Genomic DNA, 22565 nt, shown 5'->3' on the forward strand with positions numbered 1-22565 from the left:
AAGGAGTGATTTTCATGGATGAAAAATATAACACAAACAATGATGCAACGGTGGAATTAAAGAAGGCACTCAATAAAACCAAACCGCCGCAAAACCGGATGAGCGAAGCGGAGAGAAGAATGAAATATGGCGAAAAGGGAAATGAAGTTTAAACTTTCCTGAATCCTATAAAAAATAGAGGTGAAAAATGATGTCAGATAAGAATCCAATTGTGTATTCAGGAAAGGTTTTGGATCAAAGAAATACCTTGACTGGTCCAGACGATTCAGGAAAAACAGGTTATCCGAAACCTCCAAAGCATGTATCAATACAGCAGAAGAATAATAACGATTAGTTTGAAGGTAAAGGGTGTCGGGATGGTTCGGCACCTTTTTCTTTTTGTATAAGCATTTAATTTTTGTTCCTAAACTGTCATTGTTACTATAGTAGTGTATCTGTTTAAAGAAAGGACTTATAAATAATGACAAATATTCATATACCAGTTTCCGTATTAAACCTTGCCCCAATTCGGGAAGGACAGGATTCGAAACAAGCGATTGATGAAATGATAGATTTAGCACAGTCAGTTGAAAAAATGGGATATAAACGCTATTGGATTGCCGAACATCACAATACCCCGACGCTGGTTAGTTCTGCAACAGCCATTTTAATAAAACATACGTTAGAACATACAAATGAAATTAGCGTGGGCTCAGGCGGGATTATGCTCCCGAATCACTCCCCTTTGGTAGTTGCTGAACAATTTGGAACAATGGCAACCATTTATCCGGGGCGGGTTGAACTTGGTCTCGGCCGCGCGCCTGGAACAGACATGATGACAGCAAATGCACTAAGACGTTCGAAAAATGATTCTGTCTTTACGTTTCCTGAAGATGTTAAAGCGTTGCAAACGTATTTTGGACCAGAAGACCAGCAAGGTTATGTGCGGGCATATCCTGGAGCAGGAACGAATATCCCTATTTATATTCTTGGTTCCTCGACGGATTCTGCTTATCTTGCTGCAAGTCTGGGTCTGCCTTATGTTTTTGCCTCCCACTTTGCGCCAAGATTTATGGAGGAGGCGATTTCGATATATCGCAGCCGATTCCAGCCGTCAGAGTATTTGGATAAACCATACATGATGGTTTGTTTAAACGTAGTTGCTGCGGAAACGGACGAAGAAGCAAGTTTCTTATCAACTACGATGCGACAATTTTCCCTAAACGTTGTTCGCGGTTCCCGCATGCCATTGCAGCCACCTGTTGAAAATATGGATCAAATTTGGACTCCAATGGAGAAGGAAATGGTGATGTCCATGTCGAGAATGACGATGTTGGGAAGTAAAGAGGCCGTCCGGGAGCAATTATCAGCATTCCAGGAAAAATATAATGTGGATGAACTTATGGCAGTGTCTTATATATATGATGTGGAAAAACAAAAACGATCGTATGAGATATTGAAGGAAATTGTGGACGGGAAATAGGTAAATGGAGGGAAGTGTCTTCTTAGAGGGTTCATGAGGACAGAACCAGTCAATAAATTTAGTAACTTGTCGTCAAAAGCCATTCAGGGAGCCACCTCAAAAAAACCGCAAATCTCTTTTGAGATATTTGCGGTTTTTTTATTATCAAATTTGTGTGAAAATTAAGGTAAATGATGTAAATGTAGTAATCGGTTGGATGTAAAAAAGACAAAAGAATTGCGAAAGGGGAATGAATTCTTATGGGAGCAGGAAAGTCAGCTTTATTGGTTATCGATGTGCAGTTAGGTCCAATTTGGGGGACCTATAAAAAGGATGAAACGGTTTCCGTGATACAAAAGATGATTGCTAAAGCAGAAAGTGAAAATGTCCCGATCGTTTATATTCAGTTTGAAGGTCCGGAGGGAGATTTGTTGGAAAGGGGGACTCAATTTTGGCAGTTTGCTCCCGGTATCACTCCGCGCGAACAGGATATCGTAATCCACAAACGGGCGGCGGATTCTTTTTATCAAACGGAATTACAAGAAGAGTTGCAAAATCGAGGTGTGACCAACCTAGTTGTGGTCGGAGTGAGAACGGAATTCTGCATTGATACGACTTGCCGTGCGGCCATATCACAAGGTTTTGATGTTACATTAGTTGAGGACGGTCATACCACTGTTGACGGATTTTATCCTGCCGAGCAAATAATAAATCACCATAATAGTACCCTAAGAGGGGTGAAAACTCCTGAATATCAGATTGCCGTTGTAAAGGCGGATGAGGTTAACTTTTAAATTAATAACTTTTTACGACGAATGTCTCGCTAAACATTACCGATTTTTCTGATTGTAGGGATTGTGGAGATGGGCTTAGGTATTTTGATCATGGCAGAGGATTCAAATCAATTGTTCCGCCGCCATCATAATCACCATACACATTGAGTGAAGAATGGAGGAGTTTTACATTAAAAAATGTAAGATTCCTTTTTGTCATTTTTTGCAGGGGTTTCGAAAATTTTGTTGAAAGGTTAATAAGGATGGTTCATAAAAAATGATAAAGGGGTATTTGCAAAATGGAAAGTTTTTACTTTAAAGTAAATGGCAGCTGGCATGGAGATCGGAATGGGAAGGGGCATATTCAGACAAACGGTGGTCTGGATATTGCTGTTTCGGCACCGGCGGATATGGAGGGTCCAGGAATCGGGTCAAATCCAGAGGAGCTGCTTATTTCTTCTTCCAATAATTGTTATATGATTACACTAGGGGCGATGCTGGGGAATCGAAAAATTGAGGTAGAAAAACTCGAGGTTGTTTCTGAGGGTGTAGTTGACAGGGAGGATGGCAAATTGAAGTTTAAACAAATTATCCATCGCCCAGTTTTTTATATTAATAGTGCCTCGGGGATCTCCCCAGAAAAATTGCTAGAGATTGCAGTCCGGGCCGAGAAAGCTTGCTTTATTTCGCAGACATTACGGCCAAGTATCGATATTTCAGTAGAGCCAAATGTTGTTGTTGATGGAAAATAATACTTGACCAAAAAATGAGCTTGTACTAATATTGATATTAGTTTTTCTATATATTGTTTTATTTGCAAAACTAAAAACTATATATTGTGTTAGCCTTAAAGGAAGACGCCGAACACGGCTTAATAGGGAATCCGGTGTGATGCCGGAACTGCCCCCGCAACTGTAAATGCTGACGAAATGAGCAAACCACTGTATAAGAAGGCTTATGAAAATAGGTGCTTATACGGGAAGGGCTCAGAGTAGAGTGATGCATAAGTCAGGAGACCTGTCTTTCTTAAGATGTTTCAACTTCTTCGGGGATTGAGAAGAGGAAACGACGGCGACAGAAAAAGAAGGCATGGTTTCGTTTTCTATTTTGTTGTTTGCTCGTTTCATCCGCTCGGATCCCCCCGAAGCGGATTTTTTATTTTTAGGGGGAAAACCATGACCACACAGGAAAAATCAGATTTACATGAAGTTTTAGAAACAATTAGGCAGGTCTCGGAGAAATATAATCTCGATACAACAGAGCTGCAAAAACAAATTAGGGAACTTGATATTTCCAAAAAAGAGGCAAATCAGCAGGCGTTATTATATGCAGTAAACCAAATTGCTATGGACCAGCCAGATTGGACTTTTATCGCTGCCCGGTTATATCTGTATGAACTCTATATAAATGCATCGGAAAACAGAGGGTATGATTCTTCATTAAAATACGGAGATTTTTACGGCTTAATTCAACATTTAACGAGAATAGGGATTTATTCTAGTGACCTATTAAATGTATATACCAAAGAGGAAATGGATGAATTAGCAGCAGATATAAACCCAGAGCGGGATGAGTTATTTAATTACATAGGGTTATTCTTATTGGCAGACCGTTACCTTGCCCGAGACCATAATCGAACCATTTTCGAACTACCGCAGGAACGTTTCATGATCATTGCCATGACAATCATGAAAAATGAGGACAAGGACCATCGATTAAAGCTTGTAAAGGAAGCCTACTGGGCACTGAGCAATTTATACATGACCGTTGCCACTCCTACCTTGGCGAATGCCGGAAAAAGCTTTGGCCAGCTTTCATCCTGCTTCATTGATACGGTGGACGATTCCCTTGATGGCATCTATTTAAACAATTGGGATATTGCCAGGTTAAGCAAAGATGGCGGTGGGATTGGGATTTACTTTGGAAAAGTCCGGGCACTGGGTTCTGATATTAAGAAATTCAAGGGAAATTCCTCTGGTGTTGTACCATGGATCAAACTAGTTAATGACACCGCAGTAAGTGTTGATCAATTAGGGCAGCGTCAGGGGGCGATTTCCGTTTATTTGGATTTATTCCATAAGGACTTGATGAACGGATTCCTGGATTTGAAAACGAACAACGGGGACGAACGCCGGAAAGCACATGATATTTTTACAGGTGTCTGCGTGCCCGATCTTTTTATGGAAAAACTGCAAGAGACCGATGGGACTGGCAGAAGCAGCGGCGAGTGGCATACCTTTTGTCCCCATCAAGTGAAGCAGGTGATGGGCTGGAAGGATGCCGATGGAAATCCACTTGGACTAGAGGATTTTTACGATGAAATTGACCGGAGATACTTTACGGAGAAATATAAAGAGGCTGTTAACCATCCTTTATTGCCGCGAAAAACGTATAGGGCTATGGATATTATGGCCCGAATCATGATGGTGCAATTGGAAACGGGCACGCCATATATGTTTTATCGGGATGAAGTCAACCGGCAAAATCCTAATAAACATCTATTAGGAAAGGGCCGCACCTCGATATTCTGCAGCAACCTTTGTACGGAAATCACGCAAAATATGTCGGCGACGAAAATTGTTAACGAATACCAGGATCAGGATGGAAATGCAGTTATTGTTCGTAAACCTGGAGATTTCGTGGTGTGTAATCTATCATCTATCAATCTAGCAAAAGCGGTGCCGGCTAAGGTAATGGAGCGTTTGGTCCGTATCCAGGTCAGAATGCTGGATAATGTCATTGATTTAAATACCATTTCGGTAGGACAGGCGCAGATGACGAATCAAAAATTCCGGGCTATCGGTCTCGGTACGTTTGGTTGGCATCATCTTTTAGCGCTGAAGGGGATCCACTGGGAATCTGATTCGGCCGTTGAATTTGCGGATGAGCTTTATGAGGAGATAGCCTATTATACCATCCGTTCCTCAATGGAATTGGCCCGAGAGAAGGGAGCCTACAGCAAGTTCCTTGGTTCGGAGTGGCAGACAGGCGAGTATTTTGTCCGGAAAAAGTATCGGTCTGATAGGTGGCTGGAGTTAAAAAGGGAGGTCGCACAATACGGTCTCCGGAATGGCTGGCTAATGGCTATCGCACCAAATTCATCAACGGCCAAGATTGGTGGTTCAACCGATGGAATTGACCCAATTTACTCTGTCGAATACGCGGAGGAAAAGAAAAACTTTAAATTTAAAGTAACAGCACCAGATTTGAACCATCGAACGTATATCTATTACCGCCGGGCAAGGCACGAGCTCGATCAGCAGTGGAGCATTCAACAAAATGCTGCCCGCGCTCGCCATATTGACCAGGCGATTAGCTTTAATCTTTATGTCCGGCATGATATCAAGGCGAAAGAACTGTTGAACCTGCATCTAGAAGCGTGGCGGCAGGGTTTAAAGACGACGTACTATGTTAGAAGCACATCGCAAACGGAAATCGAGGAATGCGAAGCTTGCCATAGCTGATAGGAGGAACCATGAACCTTTTGAAAAAAATAAAACTGCTGAACCCGGAGTTTCCAAATAAATCAACAGGTATTATCAACGGGCAGTCATCGGGGCTGCTCAATTGGAACGATATTGCCTATCCGCAGATGTACGATTTGTATCAAACGTTATTGTCAAATTTTTGGAAGGCGCAAGAGATTAATATGCAGGATGACATAAAACAGTGGGACCTGCTTAGTGACATTGAAAAAGATGTATTTTTGCGAATCAATACCCAGCTTGCATCGCTGGACAGCCTGCAAACACCGACGATGACACAAGTAATGGATTATGTGACCGATTCCAGCTTTAAAGCGATTTTTGCAGTGATTGCCCAACAGGAGGCGGTCCATAATGAATCCTACTCATATATACTGAGCTCCCTTGTGCCGTTAAGTGAACAAAATGAGCGGTTTAATCAAGCGAAAAGTGACCAGATTGTACAAAAACGGAACCAACTGATTTTAGATGCATATGAACGATTTCGCGAAAAGCCCACAGCGCAACATTTATTTGAATTAGGTGTAAACTCAATTAACCTCGAGGGGATCTATTTTTATGCGGGCTTTGCCTTTTTCTATCATCTTGCTCGGGAGCAGAAAATGCTGAAAACCAGTACGATGATTAGCTATATCCAGCGGGATGAAATGCAGCATGCGTACTTCATGGCCCAATTTATACGGATTTTGTTAACAGAGAATCCAGAGCTGTACACTCAGGAGAATCTGGATTATGTATATCAGACCATTGGACAAGCCGTTGAACTGGAAAAGGAATGGGCGTCCTTTATCTTAAAGGAAATTGACGGTATCGATTTAAGAGAGTATGAGGAATATACAGAATATCTTGCAAATAAGCGCCTTCGACAGCTTGGATTGCAGAATTTATATAAGGAAAGGAACAATCCGATGCCTTGGATTCATGTGTTTAGTGATGAAATGCTGAACGGAACAAAATCCGATTTCTTCGAGCAGAAGCCGCGGACCTATTCTAAGGTCACCCAATCAAATGGGTTCGATGAGTTATGAAAATAGCCATCGTCTATGCATCAAAAACAGGGAATACGGAGGAGTTAGCCTATTTGCTGTGGAGTTTATTTTTACAGAAAAATAGAGATACAGCCCTGTTTCGTGTCGACCAATTTCCAGTTTGGGAATTAGCGGGGTTTGATGCAGTCGTGGTTGGAACCTATACGTGGGGAAATGGGGAAATCCCATACGAAATGATGGAACTGTACCGCGCTTTTGAAACTTTGGAGGTCAGCAGCATGATTACGGGGGCGGCAGGAACTGGCGACAGCGGGTACCCAAGATATTGCGGGGCAGTTGATGAATTTAGGGATATGCTTTATGTTCAGACTAACTTGGCGGCCACTCTTAAAATTGAAGTGATTCCGCAGGCAAAGGACTTAGAGCGATGCAAGAAGTTTGTGGATGCCATTGTGCAACGAATCAACCAAAGAATTGCTTTGGGTTCGTAACTAAAGAAATGCGAGAATTTAAAAATAGTTCTCGCATTTTTGGATTTAATTTCAGTCATATCCGCAAAAGGAGGGAAATCCCTAGAAAAATTTGCTAAAATAGAAATGACGTATGTATTCATACACCAGGTGAAAATTTAAATGTAAAGAGGGGATTGGATGAAAGTTCAAAAAACGCTTTACCGCAAGTTTTTCTCGGTATTAACTGCCGCCGCCATGATGACAACCGCCACTGCTGCTCTTGCAGCCCCTAAAGAACTTCCCGTACCGCCGGCAAAAGCACAAGCTAATGCCTCCTATGAATCTGCTCTACATAATAAAGACAAAAGCAGCTATACGTTGACTATCATGCACACCAATGATACCCATGCACATTTAGACAATATTGCAAGAAGGATAACCGCTATTAAACAAGTGCGCGAAGCACATCCAAGTTCACTTTTATTGGATGCAGGGGATGTTTTTAGCGGGACACTTTATTTTAACAAGTATGAGGGTCTGGCGGATCTAGAGTTTATGAATCTTGCGGGCTATGACGCGATGACATTTGGCAACCATGAATTTGACAAAGGGACAGCCACCTTGGCGAATTTTGTGGAAGGGGCGGGATTTCCATTTGTCAGCGCCAATGTCGACTTCAAGAAAGATGGAAATATCAACCGGTATTTTAATGATGAAATAAAAAACAATCCCAAGCACAATGGGGAAATTTACAATGGCATAATTAAAAAGGTAAACGGCGAGAGAATTGGGATTTTTGGATTGACGACTGCCGAAACCGTGGACATCTCCAGCCCAGGCCCTGATGTGGTTTTTCAAAATTATCTAGAAGAAGCAAAACAAGCAGTCAAATCGTTCAAAGAAAAAGGCGTCAACAAAATTATAGCGCTGACTCATATCGGATACGATGATGGCGGCGGGGATAACGACCTCACTTTAGCAAAGGAAGTTGACGGGATTGACATCATCGTCGGCGGCCATACCCATACTAAACTGGACCAACCGGTAATGGTAGAAGCCGGCAAGGAACCGACGGTCATTGTCCAGGCCAATGAATACAGCAAATTTTTGGGTACATTGGATGTTCAATTTGATAAAAATGGAAAAGTTGTTAGCTTTGGGGGCAAGCTAATTGACCTTGATCAACAAGTGAACAACGCTTATGTCATCCCTAATGATCCGGTGGCCGCACAAATACTCGAAACGAAATACAAACCAGCTGTAGTAGAAATGCAAAATACCGTGATTGGAAAAACAACCGTTGACTTAATCGGCGGCAATCCGCCTGCACGAACTGGTGAAACCAATCTAGGTAACCTGATTACCGATGGTATGCTGGCAAAAGCAAAAACAATCAATCCGGATACCGTTATTGCTTTCCAAAATGGCGGCGGAATCCGGACCTCAGTGCTGGCAGGGGATATTACCTTAGCAAAGGTTCTCGAAATCATGCCGTTTGGAAATTCGCTGGGCATCATGAAATTAACTGGTGCAGAAATTAAAGAGGCTCTGGAAATAAGCGTAAAGGACGCACCGAAAGCATTTGGCGGGTTCCTGCAAGTATCCGGTATAAAATTTGCCTATAACAGCAATCAAGTAGTCGGGCAAAGGGTGAAATCAGTAGAGGTAAAAGAAGATGGTGTTAATTATGTACCTCTTGTTGATAGTAAAACATACGTGGTTGCAACGAACACCTTCACCGCAAAAGGCGGAGACGGTTTTACCGTATTCGCGAAAGCGTACAGTGAAGGCCGTGTCAGCGAGCCGGGATATGTAGACTGGGAAACCTTTACTGAATATGTTACCGCCCAAGAAGGAAAAACAGTCAGTCCAAGTTTGGAAGGACGCATCGTAAACCTGGCAAATTAATCGCCGGAGAATATGAAGGCTATACAGAAAACCGAACAATTAAGGTATAAAGTTGGGAATTTTACTTATGGTAAGATTCCCTTTTTTAATGTAAAAATATTGAATTCTAGCAATAAAAATACGTTTCGTGTCACGAAACACCATGCTATAATGGATAACATGATTATAGTAAATTGGAAAGGTTCGTGTACATCCTTATGAATGTCGGCCAAAATAAAGCTTTTATCAGCTTGTTTTTAGTCTCTGTCTTTTGGGGCTGTAATTATCCCATTAGCGCTTATTTACTTCAAGGGTTTTCCCCTGTTTTCTTATCAACTGTTCGGATTTGCATTACATCCCTTTTTCTCATCATTGTCGCACTCTTTTATAAGGGTATAAAGCGCCCAACAACCTCGGAATGGAGATATCTTGTTGGTGTTGGAATTTTTGGTACGCTTTTAAACCAGACGTTTTATTTTACCGGTCTGAAACATACCACACCTGCCAATGCGTCATTAATCATTTCGCTGGCACCAATTGCGACAATTATCCTCGAACGGATTATTTTTAAGGTGAAATTAACAGCTAAAAAATCTTTAGGGGCTATGATCAGTTTGATTGGTGTTTTTTCAATTATTGGAGTTGCCGGAGGTACACTCGGAATCTCTTGGGGAGATTTTAATATTTTTATAGCAATGCTTTGTTTGTCGATCAGTATTTTATTTATCCGCGGTTTATCCCAAACAATGCCATCTTTTGTCGTTACGGTTTACGCAACTGTTTTAGGGAGTGTCCTGATGATTCCTGCTGCCGGGGTGGAAGGATTGGTGAGCGGGACTGCCATCAGTCATTCTGTCTTCATGTGGTCGTTGCTAATTTTTGCAGCGATATTTGCCCAAGGAATGGCCGGTTTTTGGTGGAATAGCGGGGTGGCTAAGGTGGGAGCAGGAACGGCTTCCATGTTCATGAATATTCAGCCGTTTGTTGCCATTCTTGCTTCGCATTTTATATTGGGGAATCGGATTATGCTGTCGCAAATTTTAGGGGGCATATTAGTACTGATGGGGGTTTATATCGCCAACATGCCTAGTGTCAAACCAATCATGGCGGTTGATTCGAAGAAAGGCATTTAAATATAGTGTAATTTTAATATGGTAGTAAACAATAGAGAATGATCTTTTTTGGGGATTAATTTTAAAAGGAAAAACCGCAGATTCACAGTGAACTGATCTGCGGTTTTTTCTCATTTTTCCAGAGATTAATAGAAATGATTAGAACGCCATATCATTATCCCTGGTTGTTGGGTCACTAATTCTGTTCGAGGATTCCGGAACATCGTCATAAATTTTAGTGTCAACATTGTTTATAGAACCGTCTGCTAGCCCTTTAAAGACCTCATATAATGGCGCTTTTACGGTTTCCTTCAACATCCCGGACTGCTTTTGTCCAAGAGTTTGGCTCTGGCCTTTAAGTTCAATCAACATAATCGCAGTGTCATTTAAAGCGAATGCCCCTAGAGCCGTTCCAGGCAAGTTTACATCCGGATATTTTTGAATGGCTCCAAAATGGGAAAAGCCACGTTGCAATGCCAGATAAGAAAGGGCATTTACCTGCTTGCCCAGCTTCAGGACATCTTCGTCCACTTCATAGTGTTTCCCTGAGAAAGGATCTGTATATGGATCAGCTACCACTGCCGCAATTTGCACCGGAACGGAACGCTTATCTTCATCGGAAACAGTATTGAAACCGCGGTGATGAACATCAACGTATACATCTGGTTTAAACTCTTTAAAGACGGAGGAAACAGTTCGGGCCTCAGCGGTGACAAAAAATCCTCCATTGTTGCTGTTATTTGTTGCCTTGCTGTTTAAAAACTTGGTGAACTCGGCCGGGTCTTGATTTTCAACTCTAAAATCTAAATTTGGATTGTAGTCACGGTTTTGATCATAACCTGGAATACCGTATACTACTGTACCATTATTATTCTGGGCCCGTTCACTGCCTAGAGCATTGTAGTACCAAGGTGCTTTTGTATCGGATGGCAGGCCTATTTTTTCTGGGAGCCACGTTTGATGGGTGTAGCGGGTCGGATACCATTTTCCTTCAAATTGGTTATCGGCACCTTCCGGGTTGATCCGTGGCATAATCCAAATGGAGACCTTATCTAGTATTTCATTTACTTCCTTGGCGTTGCTTGATAGTCTTTGGATAATATCAATCGCTGCTTCGGTTCCGATTTGTTCGTTGCCGTGAATTTGCGTGGTGATAAGAATTCGTTTCTTACTTGGGTCTGAGTCCCCAAATTTCACCACATACAATGGATAGCCTTTTTCAGTCTCTGTTTGGTAGCCATCTGGTGCCAAATTGGAGTATCCGGCAATTTCCAGCTTCATTTTTCCTTTCGAGGATGCTTCCAATTTTTGAAGAGTTTTTGCCAGTTCTTCATTGGACATGTAACTTGAGAGTGAGATGTTTTGCTCATTTTCAACATATGGTCCGTTTGGATTGGATTGCGGCTCTGCAAGGGCGGTAGAAGACACCGCCATGGTAAGAGCCATTGCAGTCGGAACGACCAACTTTGTAAATTTTCTCATTCAACACTTCCCCCTAATAATTATGTAATCCCGGATTTTTCATTTATATTTAACAAATCTTTCGGGACTCTAATAAGATAATAATAGAAAATGAACTGGAAGTTTAGGAAAAAGTTAGTAAATTTGGAAAATTGAATCTTTTGTTCTAAATAAAATAATAGAGGGATTCTATCGAACTATGTTTTGTTAGGTGAAGGATAGGAGTTTTGCCTTATTTTAAAAAATGCATATTTTAGGGTGTTACTGATTAGATCAGGCAAGACTCAAAATGAGCCATCATGAGGAGTTTGTCCTTCCCATCGACCGTTTAGGTCTTTTTTTATTGTTTATCATATCCACAAAAATTTTGGTAAAATTTAAGAGAGTTATACATAAAGTGGATATTGTGATTGGGATATTTGGAAGTCCCTCCGGAGGATTAGCTGTTTTCAAAAAGGGTGCTATGGCACCTCTTCCAACGCTTAACGATGTAAAGGAAACCCTAGGAAGATAGTGGGGACCAATAAGAAATATGTATAGGAGGGTTTGTATGTCAAAAGAAAACCTTATATCAAAACTTTTAAAAGACTATGATTCCGCGCTTAATCACTCGGGTGTAAATGGGGAACGATTAGGGCATAGATTGGCCATGCTTTCGGAAATTGGTGCTACTGCTGACGGTGGCGTCAATCGCCCTGGTTTTTCGGCAGAGGAAAAGCTAGCAAAAGAACAAGTGAAAGTATGGATGAAAGACGCCGGTTTAAAGGTTTGGGAGGACGGGGCAGGCAATGTATTCGGAAGGTTATCGGGATTAGCCGATTCTATACCAGCAGTTGCTTCAGGTTCCCATGTTGATAGTGTACCTAATGGCGGGAATTTTGACGGCCCACTGGGCGTATTAGCTGCTCTTGAGGTGGTTGAGGCGTGGAAGTACACGGGATATCGTCCGCAGCGTCCATTTGAAGTTGTCATTTTTTCAGATGAAGAGGGAGCTCGGTTTAATGGCAGTTTAACAGGAAGTATGAGCTTGATGGGAACGATTGATCTCGAAAAACAGCTTCAATTGACTGATTTTAATGGGGATTCATTTGAAGAGGTACTTGAAAAATACGGGACAAGTCTCGACGACTTGAAAAAGGCTTCAAGCCACAAGAAGGACATTGGATTATTTGTTGAGGTACATATTGAACAAGGAAAGCGACTTGAAAAGGCGGGGCTCCCTGTTGGCATTGTTAGCGGAATAGCCGGGCCGTGCTGGCTAGAAATTATTTTTTCAGGTAAAGCGGGCCACGCCGGAAATACACCGATGAATGACCGGAAGGACGCGCTAGTTGCTGCAGGTGAATTTGTGGTTGCGGTGGAGACATTACCCGAAAAAGTAAGCTCTACTGCTGTTGCAACGGTTGGTAAGCTTTCTGTTCATCCAAATGGGGTAAACGTCATCCCAGGAGAGGTCTCCTTGTTTGCTGATATCCGGGATATTTATGAGAATACCCGTGATGAACTCGTCTCGCTTGTTACGGAAAAAGCAAATTCCATTGCTCAAACACGAGGGATGGAGGTATCGATTAAGGTAAACACTTCTGTCAAGCCTGTACCGATTGATGAAAGTATTCAAAAGAAGCTGGAAAAAGCATTTCTAGAAAATCAAATTGAGCAAATGAGATTACCAAGCGGTGCCGGACATGATTCGATGGTTTTAGGAGAGGAGATCCCAGTCGGCATGATTTTTGTAAGAAGCAAGGACGGAATCAGCCACAATCCAAAAGAATGGTCCTCCCTAAACGATTGCGTAATATCAGTACATGTACTAAAAAGCTTTATTGAAAGCTTGTGAAACGCTGGGACGGTTCTTTTGTTTCTGAAGCAGAAGAACCGTCCCTATGAAGCATTATTCTATCTTTATTTTTATCTGTGACACCGCATTGTACCCATATCCCTTCCAGTTCCAGAAAGCTATCTCAGGTTGGAAATGGCCGTTTGAATCATAGGCTCGGACCTTGATGGAGTATTCTCGATTTTTTTCAAATAAAAAAGAATATGACCACATAATCCATTGATATTGAAGGGGCTGGCCATGGAGATTGGCCGGCTTCCATGTTTCACTATCATCCAAACTGACTTCAACGAATGTAACCACACCTTCGCCAGTCCAAGCTAGACCCTTTATTTCATGCTGGCCAGACTGCAAGATTTGCCGGTCACGCGGCTGCTGAATAATCGAATTGACATGGCTCACTGTCACAGGGACGGCCTCTTCATTATTGTTTTTGTGGGGATAATAAACATAATCATCAGTCTGGAATGGCCCGGTAAATGGATGGTCCACCACACGAATGGTCTTTAACCACTTGACTGACGCCATTCCGTACCAGCCAGGAACGATTAAACGAAAAGGAAAACCATGTTTTGAGCTGATCGGTTTATGGTTATGTTCCCAGGCGACTATACAATCATGTTCCATTGCTTTTTTGAGCGGAAGGCTTCTTGCGAAATGAACGTGCTGACCTTTCTTGACTCCAGAATCATTACCCTCAAAGACCACTTCACGGGCACTATCTTGTATCCCGGCAATCTGCAGCAGATAGAAAAGGGGCACCCCTTTCCATGTTCCTTGACTAATAGCCCCATCATTCCATTGCTCCCCAAACACTTTTGGTTCGAAGTGGGCTCGTTTGTTTCCTGAACACTCCAGGACAGAAGTTACTGTCCGAGATGGCATTGTAATGATTTGATTGTATGGGATGGAAATGGGATTTTTCACTGAGCCTGTGATGGTTAGATAGTACGATTTGGTGGAAAGGGCAGGAAATGGAAAGTGATTTCTTCGATAGGTTAATCCGGTTGGGGTTTCACTGTTTTCAAGAAAATGGATCGGTGCCTCCTGATTTTCGGGAAATAAACTATGTGTTGTTAGGTATGGTTTTATTTTTATAAAAGGATCATTGGGATTCAAAAAATCACTCCTTTCTCATTTATTTATATTAGAAATTAAGTCTTTTAAATCACTAAACGGTCAAAACTTAGAATGAGGAGATTTTTTAGGAAGGGGTGAACGTTTATGAATGAACCATGTGAATACCCATACATACTGTACAACGAAGTCATTATGTACCTTGAAACAAAATGGTGCCGGTCCCTGGATGCCCATGAAAAACATCTTTTGATCGAAGGCTACAAATACGGAAGAATGGTCGAAGCGGAAAACGAAATCAAAATATTATTTGCAGAATAAAGCGGGTATTCCTGCTTTATTTTTTTGCTAAGGAAAAAGATAACTTTTTAAAGGGTTTCCAAACGTTTTGTTGAAATAATTAGGTAAATTCCTTTATATGGTGAGGTGGGAAAGTTGAACGAGTTACAATTTGCGTTTCTTGATGAATTTGGAAATTATGGATTTAATTTTGACAACCACGACTATTCGACCCACTTTATCATCGTATCCATACTTGTTAAAGAATCTGAAAAAGAAAACTTAGAACGACAGCTTCAGAACTATTTTCCGTCAGAAGCAGCGCCTATGGATGATGCCCAAAGATCCAAGCTTTTGCAGGATATTAAGGATTTGCCTTTTAGCATATATGCGTACGTCATTGATAAGCGGAAGGTAAGAGAAGACAGCGGCATCATGCATCAAACACCTTTTATTAAATATGTAAATCGGATGGTATATGAGGACTTAAATAGAACCTTTGATCAGCTTGATCTTGTGGCGGATGAAGCTGAGGGGAAGAAATTTTTGCAGGAATTTAAAAAATACATCATGACAAGGAGTATTCCAGATTTATTTAATTATTCTTCTTTTGGGTTCAATAACAGCCAGTCTGATATCCTGCTTCAATTGGCCGGCTTAATGGCGGAGACGTTGGGCACAAGCTACGACCGTAGTTCGTATTCCGTCCATTCCCATTCATTGTTAAAAATGATTAAACATAAAATTGCCGCAATTAATCTACTGCCTTTGGATTACCGACATTTTCTTTATGATTACAAAACAGACCCCGCCGACTCCCGATACAACGAAGTAATCATCAAACAAGCCGTCAATTCCTCCTATCAATATATCGAAAATCATCGCAAAAGTGAGGAAGAGGACGAAAGGCTCCGAATCGATTTTTTAAAGTTCCTTTTATTCAATTTGAAGGAAAATCCCGATGAATACGTCTATACTCAAGAAATTCTCGATAATTTGAATGCCATTCGAGATGTGAAAATGAATCAGCATTATTTCCGTTCCAACATTGTTTCGAAACTGCGCGATAGCGGGTTGTTAATCTCCAGCAGCAATAAAGGCTATAAATTACCCGTTTGCTTAAACGACTTATATGATTTTGTAAATCTATCAAGTTTGACTATATACCCAATGCTTCAACGAATTTCAAAGTGCCGAGACCAGATTCTCCTCGCGACAAATCAGGAGATTGACATTCTCGACCCAAAGGAATATGGATACCTGAAAAAAATAATTGAAATGGAAAAATTAAAGGCTCAATAAAAAACCTTTTTAATGGACGGTTACCGTCACCTATCGCAAATTAAATATGTAACGAAAAATGACTATCATTGATATTTTGATAGTCATTTTTTATTGGTAAAGCCATTTCTTATATTCAATCTAACTTTCCTTTGCTAATTCAGATGATGCGGTTTCTATTTTTACAGCACTTTTCCTCACATTTGAAGGCAATCTGTTGAAGAAAGCATTTATAATCGATAAAGGAGTTTAAAATGTCTAGTCCAAAAAAAGAAGATCCGCGTGCCATTCGCTCGATTTTTTGACTACATCTATGAAAATCGGAAATTTTTTTCGATTTTATTTGAAAATAAAAGTATTGAAACCAATTTATTCAATCTTATAAAAAACCTCATAGAAACTAGAAGAAACAACAAACAAAAAGAGTTACCGAAAAGTTATGTTTCAATTGATATCCTGACAGCTTCATTAATGGGGATTATTATCTGGTGGATTAAGGATGGAATTCATTATAGCTCTGAATATATTGCTAACCAAATTTCTCTAATGTACAAGTGATGAACAACTTTTGCTCCGGTTTTTTATGTCAATAAAGTAATCAGATGTCACTGTCAGAAAATAAATCCCGTATATATGTATTGCAGGGACAGTTTGGTGGAAAAAGATTCGACCATCAAAGCCAAAAAATCGGAGTGGACTATATGAACAAGCATCATGAATTTCTCAAGAATGAAGGGACTTCATTTCCGGGTAAAACCTACATCGAAGAGCTGTTAAAGCCAATATTTTATGACCAAAGAGATTTTTTATTTGAGGCAATGTTTGATATTCATCGTGCACATGTGATTATGCTTTCGGAACAGCAAATTATCAAAAGGGACGAAGCCAAAATCATGCTGGTGGGAATTGAAAAAGTTGCAAAAACGGATATTACGGAAATTCCATATGACCCTCAATATGAAGATTTATTTTTCATGATGGAGGCAAAAATTGGAGAGGAGATCGGGAATGATCTGGCAGGGAAAATCCATATCGGCCGAAGCAGAAATGACATGGGGGTAGCCATGTACCGTTTGGTGCTGAGGAAGCATCTTTTACAGCTGATAGGGAATGGGTATCGATTGAGTGAAGCAATATTGGAGCAATCGGAGCGTCATGCGGAAACCTATATGACGGCCTATACGCATACACAGCCAGCACAGCCAACGACGTTAGGGCATTATTTTTTGGCAATATATGATGTCTTACAGCGGGATTTAAAGAGATTATGGTCTGCCTTTGAAACAGTAAACCAATCACCGCTTGGAGCGGCGGCATTAGCCACGACGGGCTTTCCCATCAGCCGGACGCGGACGGCAGAGCTGTTGGGGTTTGATAGAGTTATTGAGAATTCTTATGATTCCATCGCCGGAGCGGATTATTTATTGGAAACAGCAACCGCCATCATGACTTGTATGGTGAATACCGGTAGATGGATTCAGGATTTCTTATTATATGTAACGAGGGAATTTGGCGCGTTTAGGGTAGCAGACCCGTATGTTCAAGTCAGCAGCATTATGCCTCAGAAGCGGAATCCGGTATCAGTTGAACATTCACGGTCGCTTGCTAGCAGCTCTGTTGGTGAGGCGTTGGCCGCCATCCAAATGATTCACAATACGCCATTTGGGGATATCGTTGATACAGAGGATGATCTGCAGCCGCATTTATACAAGGCCTTTTCGAAAGCTAACCGCGTGATGAAGCTGATGTATGCTGTGATATTGACACTTCAAGTTAATAAGAGTCATTTAAAGGAAATGTCCGAAAAATCCTGCATCACGATTACGGAGCTGGCCGATACATTAACGAGGAAATATAATATCTCCTTCAGGAAGGCGCATTCGGTTGCAAGCGCAATTGCCAATAAAACATGTAAGGGACAAAAAGAATTAAATGATTGGAAGATTGATGAGATTAACTCGATGCTGCAAGAATTCGTCGATGTATCCCTTACTGAGGATGAATGGAAAAACATTATTTCTCCAGAGTATTTTGTTAGGATAAGAAGCATTCATGGGGGACCGAATCCAGATGAGGTGAGGAGAATGATTGTCGAGAGAAAGCAAAGTCTAGGAACGAGGTTACATGAGTACGAACAAATCGTTGACGAATTGTCCAGAAAACAGAAACAGTTAAGGGGATTTTTAGTATAAATATCAAGAGAGCAGGCCCCCAATGATTAATTAGGGGGCTGCAATTCGCCCTATTAATAATTTTCCGAAGTAATAAATCTCTTTTTTGATGATTAAGTATTTTCACCCATAATGCCCATTAGTTCTTTTTCCAAATCAGCCGGTTCGTTTGCATAGTTGTAGATTCCTAGAAATTTCTCAACAGCTTTAGGGTGAGCGCTAATCAGCTTATTGATAGCGTCTTGCTGCTCAGAAATCCGTTCATTTTTGGATATTTCGCAGCCCATATAAAAACGGACCATAAACTCATCTTCCAGTGACTTTTGATACTCCTCAGATATTATTGGCCATTGTTGATATTTATTTTTATATTTTACTAGAATTCCAGAAAGTATTTTTGCGCCATATACCGCATCATGGATCCCTTGTGCCATGCTTGGGTCTTTAAAACAAACCGCATCCCCAACCAGCGCCCAGCCATTTCCCATCCCGGTATACCAGAAGTTTTCATAGCCTAGAATCCCTTTAATCGGTTCAACAAGGGTGGCCTGCTTCAGCCGGGAACCGATAGTGGTGTTTGGAAAACCTTCCGTTAATAGGCTGCGAAGACTTTCTTCCGGTTTATTCTTCAAGTTCTGAATGAAAGCTTTGTTGTCTAATGGGAATATTCCAACAACGGTACATAGGTCATCATTTGTAGGAAAGAGAATCGCCGTGTTGTCTTTTACCTTGTGGACTTCAAATTTCGGTACAAGATCGTTGTTAAAGTTTCTGAAATACCCATAATAAATGCCTACTTTTGCGGGCACACGCAATTTCTGCTTGCTGTCAGTAAGCCTGCGGATGGTTGAGTTTCTTCCATCGGCACCAACAATGATATCGGCAATAAATTCTTGATCAAGGCCATTAGAATCAGTCCCTTTGATACCAACTATTGCTCCATTTTGGAGGATGATGTCCGTTACCCGAAATCCTTCTAAAACAGTCACGCCCTTTAGAGATTTAGCGTGTTCAAAGAGAGTATGATCCAGAAATGTTCTCCTTATACAATAACAATTTTCCTCTCCAAGAACTTCAGGTATTTTCCCTTCAATCGTGGTATCCTCGAACTGAAACTTTATATCTTTAACCGGAGGCGCATTGGTTTCCAATAACTTTTCAAGCACACCCATTTCGCGGAAAAGCGCGGTGGTATTATTGAAAAAGGTATGAGTGGATAGAGTATCACTAGGGAAAGAAGACCGATCAATTAACAATACTTGAAAACCTTCCTTTGCTAGATAAATAGCTAAAGAGGAGCCTGCACATCTTGCTCCAGTAATAATTACGTCAAACTTTTTATCCATTCTATCACCCCGAATTGAATTTTTAGTCTGAAAATCAACCAATGGTAACTAAACTAAGATTATGGAACTATTATTTAAAAAATTACGATTATTTTCATTCGGGCATTTATTCATATCAAAAAAGGTATTTTAAGAGAAAAACCGAAATATATTGACCTTGCAATATATAAGGGGGAGTTTTTATGGCCAAAATGATTATTATGTATGAACAACCGATTGATAAGGAAGCATTTGATCAACATTATTTTAATGTTCATGTTCCATTAGGAAAGAAGATTCCTAACATTTTGCGGGAATCGGTTCGCTACGTCCTGCAGACTCAAAATACTGATTTAAATTTGTATTTAATTACTGAGCTTGAGTTTGAGAGTGTAGACACATTAACACAAGCATTGGCCAGTCCTGAGGCAAAGGCGGCTGAAGAAGATGGACCGAATTTAATGAGATTCTTAAAAAAACCACCAATTATTACGATTGTGGAATAGCTTCATTGGAAAATCAGTTACGTTTTGCGGATAGCAATAAAAGTCTATTAGTAGAAGTTTAATATGAATCTTTTTCTAGTTTCTTTAAAACTTTTTTATGATATATTTTGAATAATGCCATCATTTGAAAAAATGGTGGTTTTTAGTGTTGCTACATACGAGGGGGATGAAAATGCATAAGAAACCAATTATCGGCATAACAGGTGCCTACGTTAACCACAACGAATATATGGAAGGTGTTTATGTACATCATGATTATCATAAAAGCATAGCGGCAAATGGAGGAATCCCGATTGTACTTCCTTTTATAAATCCTGAATTGGCTGTTGAAACTCTAGGACTATGTGATGGAATCGTCCTTAGCGGTGGAGAGGACGTCGATCCAAAGTATTATGGACAAGACCCTCATCGCCGTTTAGGGCCGACCACTCCAGAACGGGATTTGACTGAAATAGCCATTGCAAAATATGCAATAGAGAATAATATTCCACTGCTTGCAATTTGCCGAGGAGTCCAAATATTAAATGTAGCCTTAGGTGGAACATTAATACAGGATATCCCGAGTCAAGTCAAAGAGCCAATTCAACATACGCAAAAGATTGATAGGAGCAGGGATAGTCATTGGGTGAATATCTCAAATAATAGTAAATTATTTGATATGATTGGTTCTGAACGGGTAAGAGTTAATAGCCTTCATCATCAAGCTTTGGATACGGTCGCTGCCGATTTACGTGTGGTTGCGACGGCATCTGACGGAATTATTGAAGCAGTAGAGTATATTCATCCAACCACATTTACTTTAGGAGTACAGTGGCATCCGGAATCTATGGCGAGTACCGATTCAGTGATGAATAATTTATTTGTGGAGTTCATTAAAAGCTGTTCGAAGGTGCCGGTTTTGTAAGGAATTATAACCACAAATGCAAAATAAGGGTGTCATTTGTTGGCACCCTATTTGTAATTTTTAAAACAACCCCATTTGTTCGGATTCAGACTGTGCTTTGGACTTTGATTCTGACGCTTTATAGAAGGCTTTTAAAAGACAAAACGAGGGGTGGCAGTCGCCAAAATGTCCAATAGAAGGGTTCTAATGAGGTTAGTCTAAAAAGTGGACACGTAAAAATGAGATTTAGTTTATAATACAATCATCATTTAAAAGGACGTGTTCACATGGGTCAACATCATTCTCAAGAGTATAAAGAGTATGTTGCAAAGTTAATCGTTGAGGAGGGGAGAAAAGCCTCCCAGGTAGCTTTTGAGCTCGAGCTCTCCCCTAAAACTGTTAGTCGATGGGTGGCAGCTTACAGGGCGAAAACAACCCTTGGGAAACCTGGAGAAAACTATCTTACACCCACAGAACTTGAAAAACTGAAAAAGCAACACGAAAAAGAGATACAAAAATTGAAAGAGGAAAACGAAATCCTAAAAAAGGCCATGCACATCTTCACGAAAAACCAAGCGTAATATATATCTTCATTCAAGCCCACTCTGATGAGCACGCCGTGGCGAAGATGTGCAAAGTTCTGAAAGTATCATCAAGTGGCTATTATAAATGGCTAAGGATCCAGAATAAACCTCAATCTGAGAAAGATGCTTACCGTAAAGAAATCAAGCAAAAAATAAGTAAATCATTTCACGAGAGCTTTGGTACGTATGGGAGTCCCAGGGTCCATGCCGACTTGGTGGAGTGGGGTTATACCATTTCTCAAAAGACGGTTGCCCGTATGATGAAAGAGATGGGTTTAACAGCTACACCAAAAGAAAAGTTTGTCGTTACCACTAATTCCAATCATGATTTACACATCTATCCTAACCTGCTTAATCGCCAATTTAATGTTGAAGAGCCCAACCGAGCATGGGTAACTGACATTACGTACATTTGGACGATTGAGGGCTGGGTTTATTTATCATCCGTTATGGATCTATTCTCAAGAAAAATCGTAGGCTGGAGTATGGCTTCACATATGAAAAAAGAGCTATCCATACAAGCATTGAATATGGCGATTGTTACAAGGCAGCCTAGTGAAGGGTTAATCCATCATTCGGACCGTGGGTCCCAGTATTGTTCAAATGATTATATCGACATCCTGAAAGGGAAAAACATGCATATCAGTATGAGCAGGAGGGGCGATCCTTACGACAATGCATGTATTGAGTCTTTTCATGCCACGATCAAGAAAGATTTGATCTACAGAAGACGCTTTAAGACCAGGGCTGAAGCCGTAAAAGCTATTAATCATTATATTAGTAGTTTTTATAATGAAAAGCGTAAACACTCTACTTTAGGGCACAAATCACCGAATCAATTTGAGAGAAACCACCGGCAAGATGAAGTTGCATATACCTCATAATATAGCCATTTGGTGTTAGGAAATGAGCAGTCATGCTTTTCGACTGATCATTTCTAATACCGTACCAAACGAAGTGCGGTAGTAGTTTTATTTCTAAAAGTCTCAAATTTTACTGTCCACTTTCTTGACAGAAGACCA

22 protein-coding genes and 1 riboswitch are annotated in these 22565 nt (G+C 40.7%); of the genes, 19 read left to right on the forward strand and 3 right to left on the reverse strand.

Annotated features, from left to right (window positions below):
* Positions 1 to 14: 14 nt before the first annotated feature.
* The 10 genes from KHA99_RS18325 (at position 15) to KHA99_RS18370 (ending at position 10160) form a co-directional block, all read left to right on the forward strand.
* Positions 15 to 152 carry a hypothetical protein gene (locus KHA99_RS18325; protein WP_213118947.1) on the forward strand — a complete coding sequence of 46 codons (138 nt, stop codon included), beginning with the start codon at positions 15 to 17 and terminating at the stop codon, positions 150 to 152.
* A 38-nt stretch (positions 153 to 190) separates the two neighbouring features.
* A complete protein-coding gene (locus tag KHA99_RS18330) occupies positions 191 to 334 on the forward strand; it encodes a hypothetical protein (RefSeq protein WP_213118948.1) in 144 nt (47 codons plus the stop codon).
* A 126-nt stretch (positions 335 to 460) separates the two neighbouring features.
* A complete protein-coding gene (locus KHA99_RS18335; protein ID WP_213118949.1) occupies positions 461 to 1462 on the forward strand; it encodes an LLM class flavin-dependent oxidoreductase in 1002 nt (333 codons plus the stop codon).
* Positions 1463 to 1701: 239 nt separating this feature from the next.
* Entirely contained in the window at positions 1702 to 2235 is a 534-nt protein-coding gene (locus KHA99_RS18340; protein ID WP_213118950.1) for a cysteine hydrolase family protein, read from the forward strand.
* A 278-nt stretch (positions 2236 to 2513) separates the two neighbouring features.
* Entirely contained in the window at positions 2514 to 2966 is a 453-nt protein-coding gene (locus KHA99_RS18345) for an OsmC family protein (RefSeq protein WP_213118951.1), read from the forward strand.
* Positions 2967 to 3052: 86 nt separating this feature from the next.
* Positions 3053 to 3253: riboswitch (cobalamin riboswitch) on the forward strand.
* A 136-nt stretch (positions 3254 to 3389) separates the two neighbouring features.
* On the forward strand, positions 3390 to 5678 hold the full coding sequence (locus KHA99_RS18350) for a ribonucleoside-diphosphate reductase subunit alpha (RefSeq protein ID WP_213118952.1): 2289 nt from the start codon (positions 3390 to 3392) through the stop codon (positions 5676 to 5678).
* An 11-nt stretch (positions 5679 to 5689) separates the two neighbouring features.
* Complete coding sequence (locus tag KHA99_RS18355) at positions 5690 to 6727, forward strand: ribonucleotide-diphosphate reductase subunit beta (RefSeq protein ID WP_213118953.1); 1038 nt, start codon at positions 5690 to 5692, stop codon at positions 6725 to 6727.
* The gene (locus tag KHA99_RS18360) at positions 6724 to 7179 is read left to right on the forward strand and encodes a flavodoxin domain-containing protein (RefSeq protein ID WP_213118954.1); all 456 of its coding nucleotides are present in this window, start codon (positions 6724 to 6726) and stop codon (positions 7177 to 7179) included. Before KHA99_RS18355 ends, KHA99_RS18360 begins: the two co-directional genes overlap by 4 nt.
* 159 nt (positions 7180 to 7338) lie before the next feature.
* Complete coding sequence (locus KHA99_RS18365; RefSeq protein WP_213118955.1) at positions 7339 to 9048, forward strand: bifunctional metallophosphatase/5'-nucleotidase; 1710 nt, start codon at positions 7339 to 7341, stop codon at positions 9046 to 9048.
* 185 nt (positions 9049 to 9233) lie between these two features.
* The gene (locus KHA99_RS18370; protein ID WP_213118956.1) at positions 9234 to 10160 is read left to right on the forward strand and encodes a DMT family transporter; all 927 of its coding nucleotides are present in this window, start codon (positions 9234 to 9236) and stop codon (positions 10158 to 10160) included.
* 138 nt (positions 10161 to 10298) lie between these two features.
* Here KHA99_RS18370 and KHA99_RS18375 read toward each other — a convergent pair whose 3' ends face one another.
* Positions 10299 to 11621, reverse strand: a complete 1323-nt coding sequence (locus KHA99_RS18375; protein ID WP_213118957.1) for a M14 family zinc carboxypeptidase — start codon at positions 11619 to 11621, stop codon at positions 10299 to 10301.
* 529 nt (positions 11622 to 12150) lie between these two features.
* Here KHA99_RS18375 and KHA99_RS18380 point away from each other — a divergent pair.
* The gene (locus tag KHA99_RS18380) at positions 12151 to 13437 is read left to right on the forward strand and encodes a Zn-dependent hydrolase (protein WP_213118958.1); all 1287 of its coding nucleotides are present in this window, start codon (positions 12151 to 12153) and stop codon (positions 13435 to 13437) included.
* A 54-nt stretch (positions 13438 to 13491) separates the two neighbouring features.
* Here the strand turns inward: KHA99_RS18380 and KHA99_RS18385 are convergent, their stop codons facing one another.
* Complete coding sequence (locus KHA99_RS18385) at positions 13492 to 14556, reverse strand: sulfite oxidase (RefSeq protein WP_213118959.1); 1065 nt, start codon at positions 14554 to 14556, stop codon at positions 13492 to 13494.
* Between the two features lie 105 nt (positions 14557 to 14661).
* Here KHA99_RS18385 and KHA99_RS18390 point away from each other — a divergent pair, with 105 nt between their 5' ends.
* The 4 genes from KHA99_RS18390 (at position 14662) to argH (ending at position 18266) form a co-directional block, all read left to right on the forward strand.
* Entirely contained in the window at positions 14662 to 14835 is a 174-nt protein-coding gene (locus KHA99_RS18390; RefSeq protein WP_213118960.1) for a hypothetical protein, read from the forward strand.
* A 114-nt stretch (positions 14836 to 14949) separates the two neighbouring features.
* Positions 14950 to 16095, forward strand: coding sequence for a DUF3800 domain-containing protein (locus KHA99_RS18395; protein ID WP_213118961.1), 1146 nt, complete (start codon positions 14950 to 14952; stop codon positions 16093 to 16095).
* A 261-nt stretch (positions 16096 to 16356) separates the two neighbouring features.
* The gene (locus KHA99_RS18400) at positions 16357 to 16632 is read left to right on the forward strand and encodes a TetR-like C-terminal domain-containing protein (protein ID WP_307852096.1); all 276 of its coding nucleotides are present in this window, start codon (positions 16357 to 16359) and stop codon (positions 16630 to 16632) included.
* Positions 16633 to 16775: 143 nt separating this feature from the next.
* Positions 16776 to 18266: an argininosuccinate lyase gene (argH, locus tag KHA99_RS18405; RefSeq protein ID WP_213118962.1), complete on the forward strand. Its 1491-nt coding sequence runs from the start codon at positions 16776 to 16778 to the stop codon at positions 18264 to 18266.
* A 92-nt stretch (positions 18267 to 18358) separates the two neighbouring features.
* Here the strand turns inward: argH and KHA99_RS18410 are convergent, their stop codons facing one another.
* A complete protein-coding gene (locus KHA99_RS18410) occupies positions 18359 to 19591 on the reverse strand; it encodes an NAD(P)/FAD-dependent oxidoreductase (protein WP_213118963.1) in 1233 nt (410 codons plus the stop codon).
* Positions 19592 to 19773: 182 nt separating this feature from the next.
* On the opposite strand from KHA99_RS18410, the gene KHA99_RS18415 reads away from it, so the two are divergent.
* From KHA99_RS18415 to KHA99_RS18430, 4 genes are all read left to right on the forward strand, one after another.
* Positions 19774 to 20076, forward strand: a complete 303-nt coding sequence (locus tag KHA99_RS18415) for an EthD family reductase (RefSeq protein WP_213118964.1) — start codon at positions 19774 to 19776, stop codon at positions 20074 to 20076.
* 172 nt (positions 20077 to 20248) lie between these two features.
* Positions 20249 to 20980, forward strand: a complete 732-nt coding sequence (locus KHA99_RS18420) for a gamma-glutamyl-gamma-aminobutyrate hydrolase family protein (protein WP_213118965.1) — start codon at positions 20249 to 20251, stop codon at positions 20978 to 20980.
* A 266-nt stretch (positions 20981 to 21246) separates the two neighbouring features.
* Entirely contained in the window at positions 21247 to 21540 is a 294-nt protein-coding gene (locus KHA99_RS18425; RefSeq protein ID WP_213118966.1) for a transposase, read from the forward strand.
* 11 nt (positions 21541 to 21551) lie between these two features.
* Complete coding sequence (locus KHA99_RS18430) at positions 21552 to 22427, forward strand: IS3 family transposase (protein ID WP_307852136.1); 876 nt, start codon at positions 21552 to 21554, stop codon at positions 22425 to 22427.
* The last annotated feature ends 138 nt before the right edge of the window (positions 22428 to 22565 follow it).

Origin of the sequence: Neobacillus rhizophilus, from assembly GCF_018343535.1 — a bacterium.
GTDB lineage: Bacteria > Bacillota > Bacilli > Bacillales > Cytobacillaceae > Neobacillus > Neobacillus rhizophilus.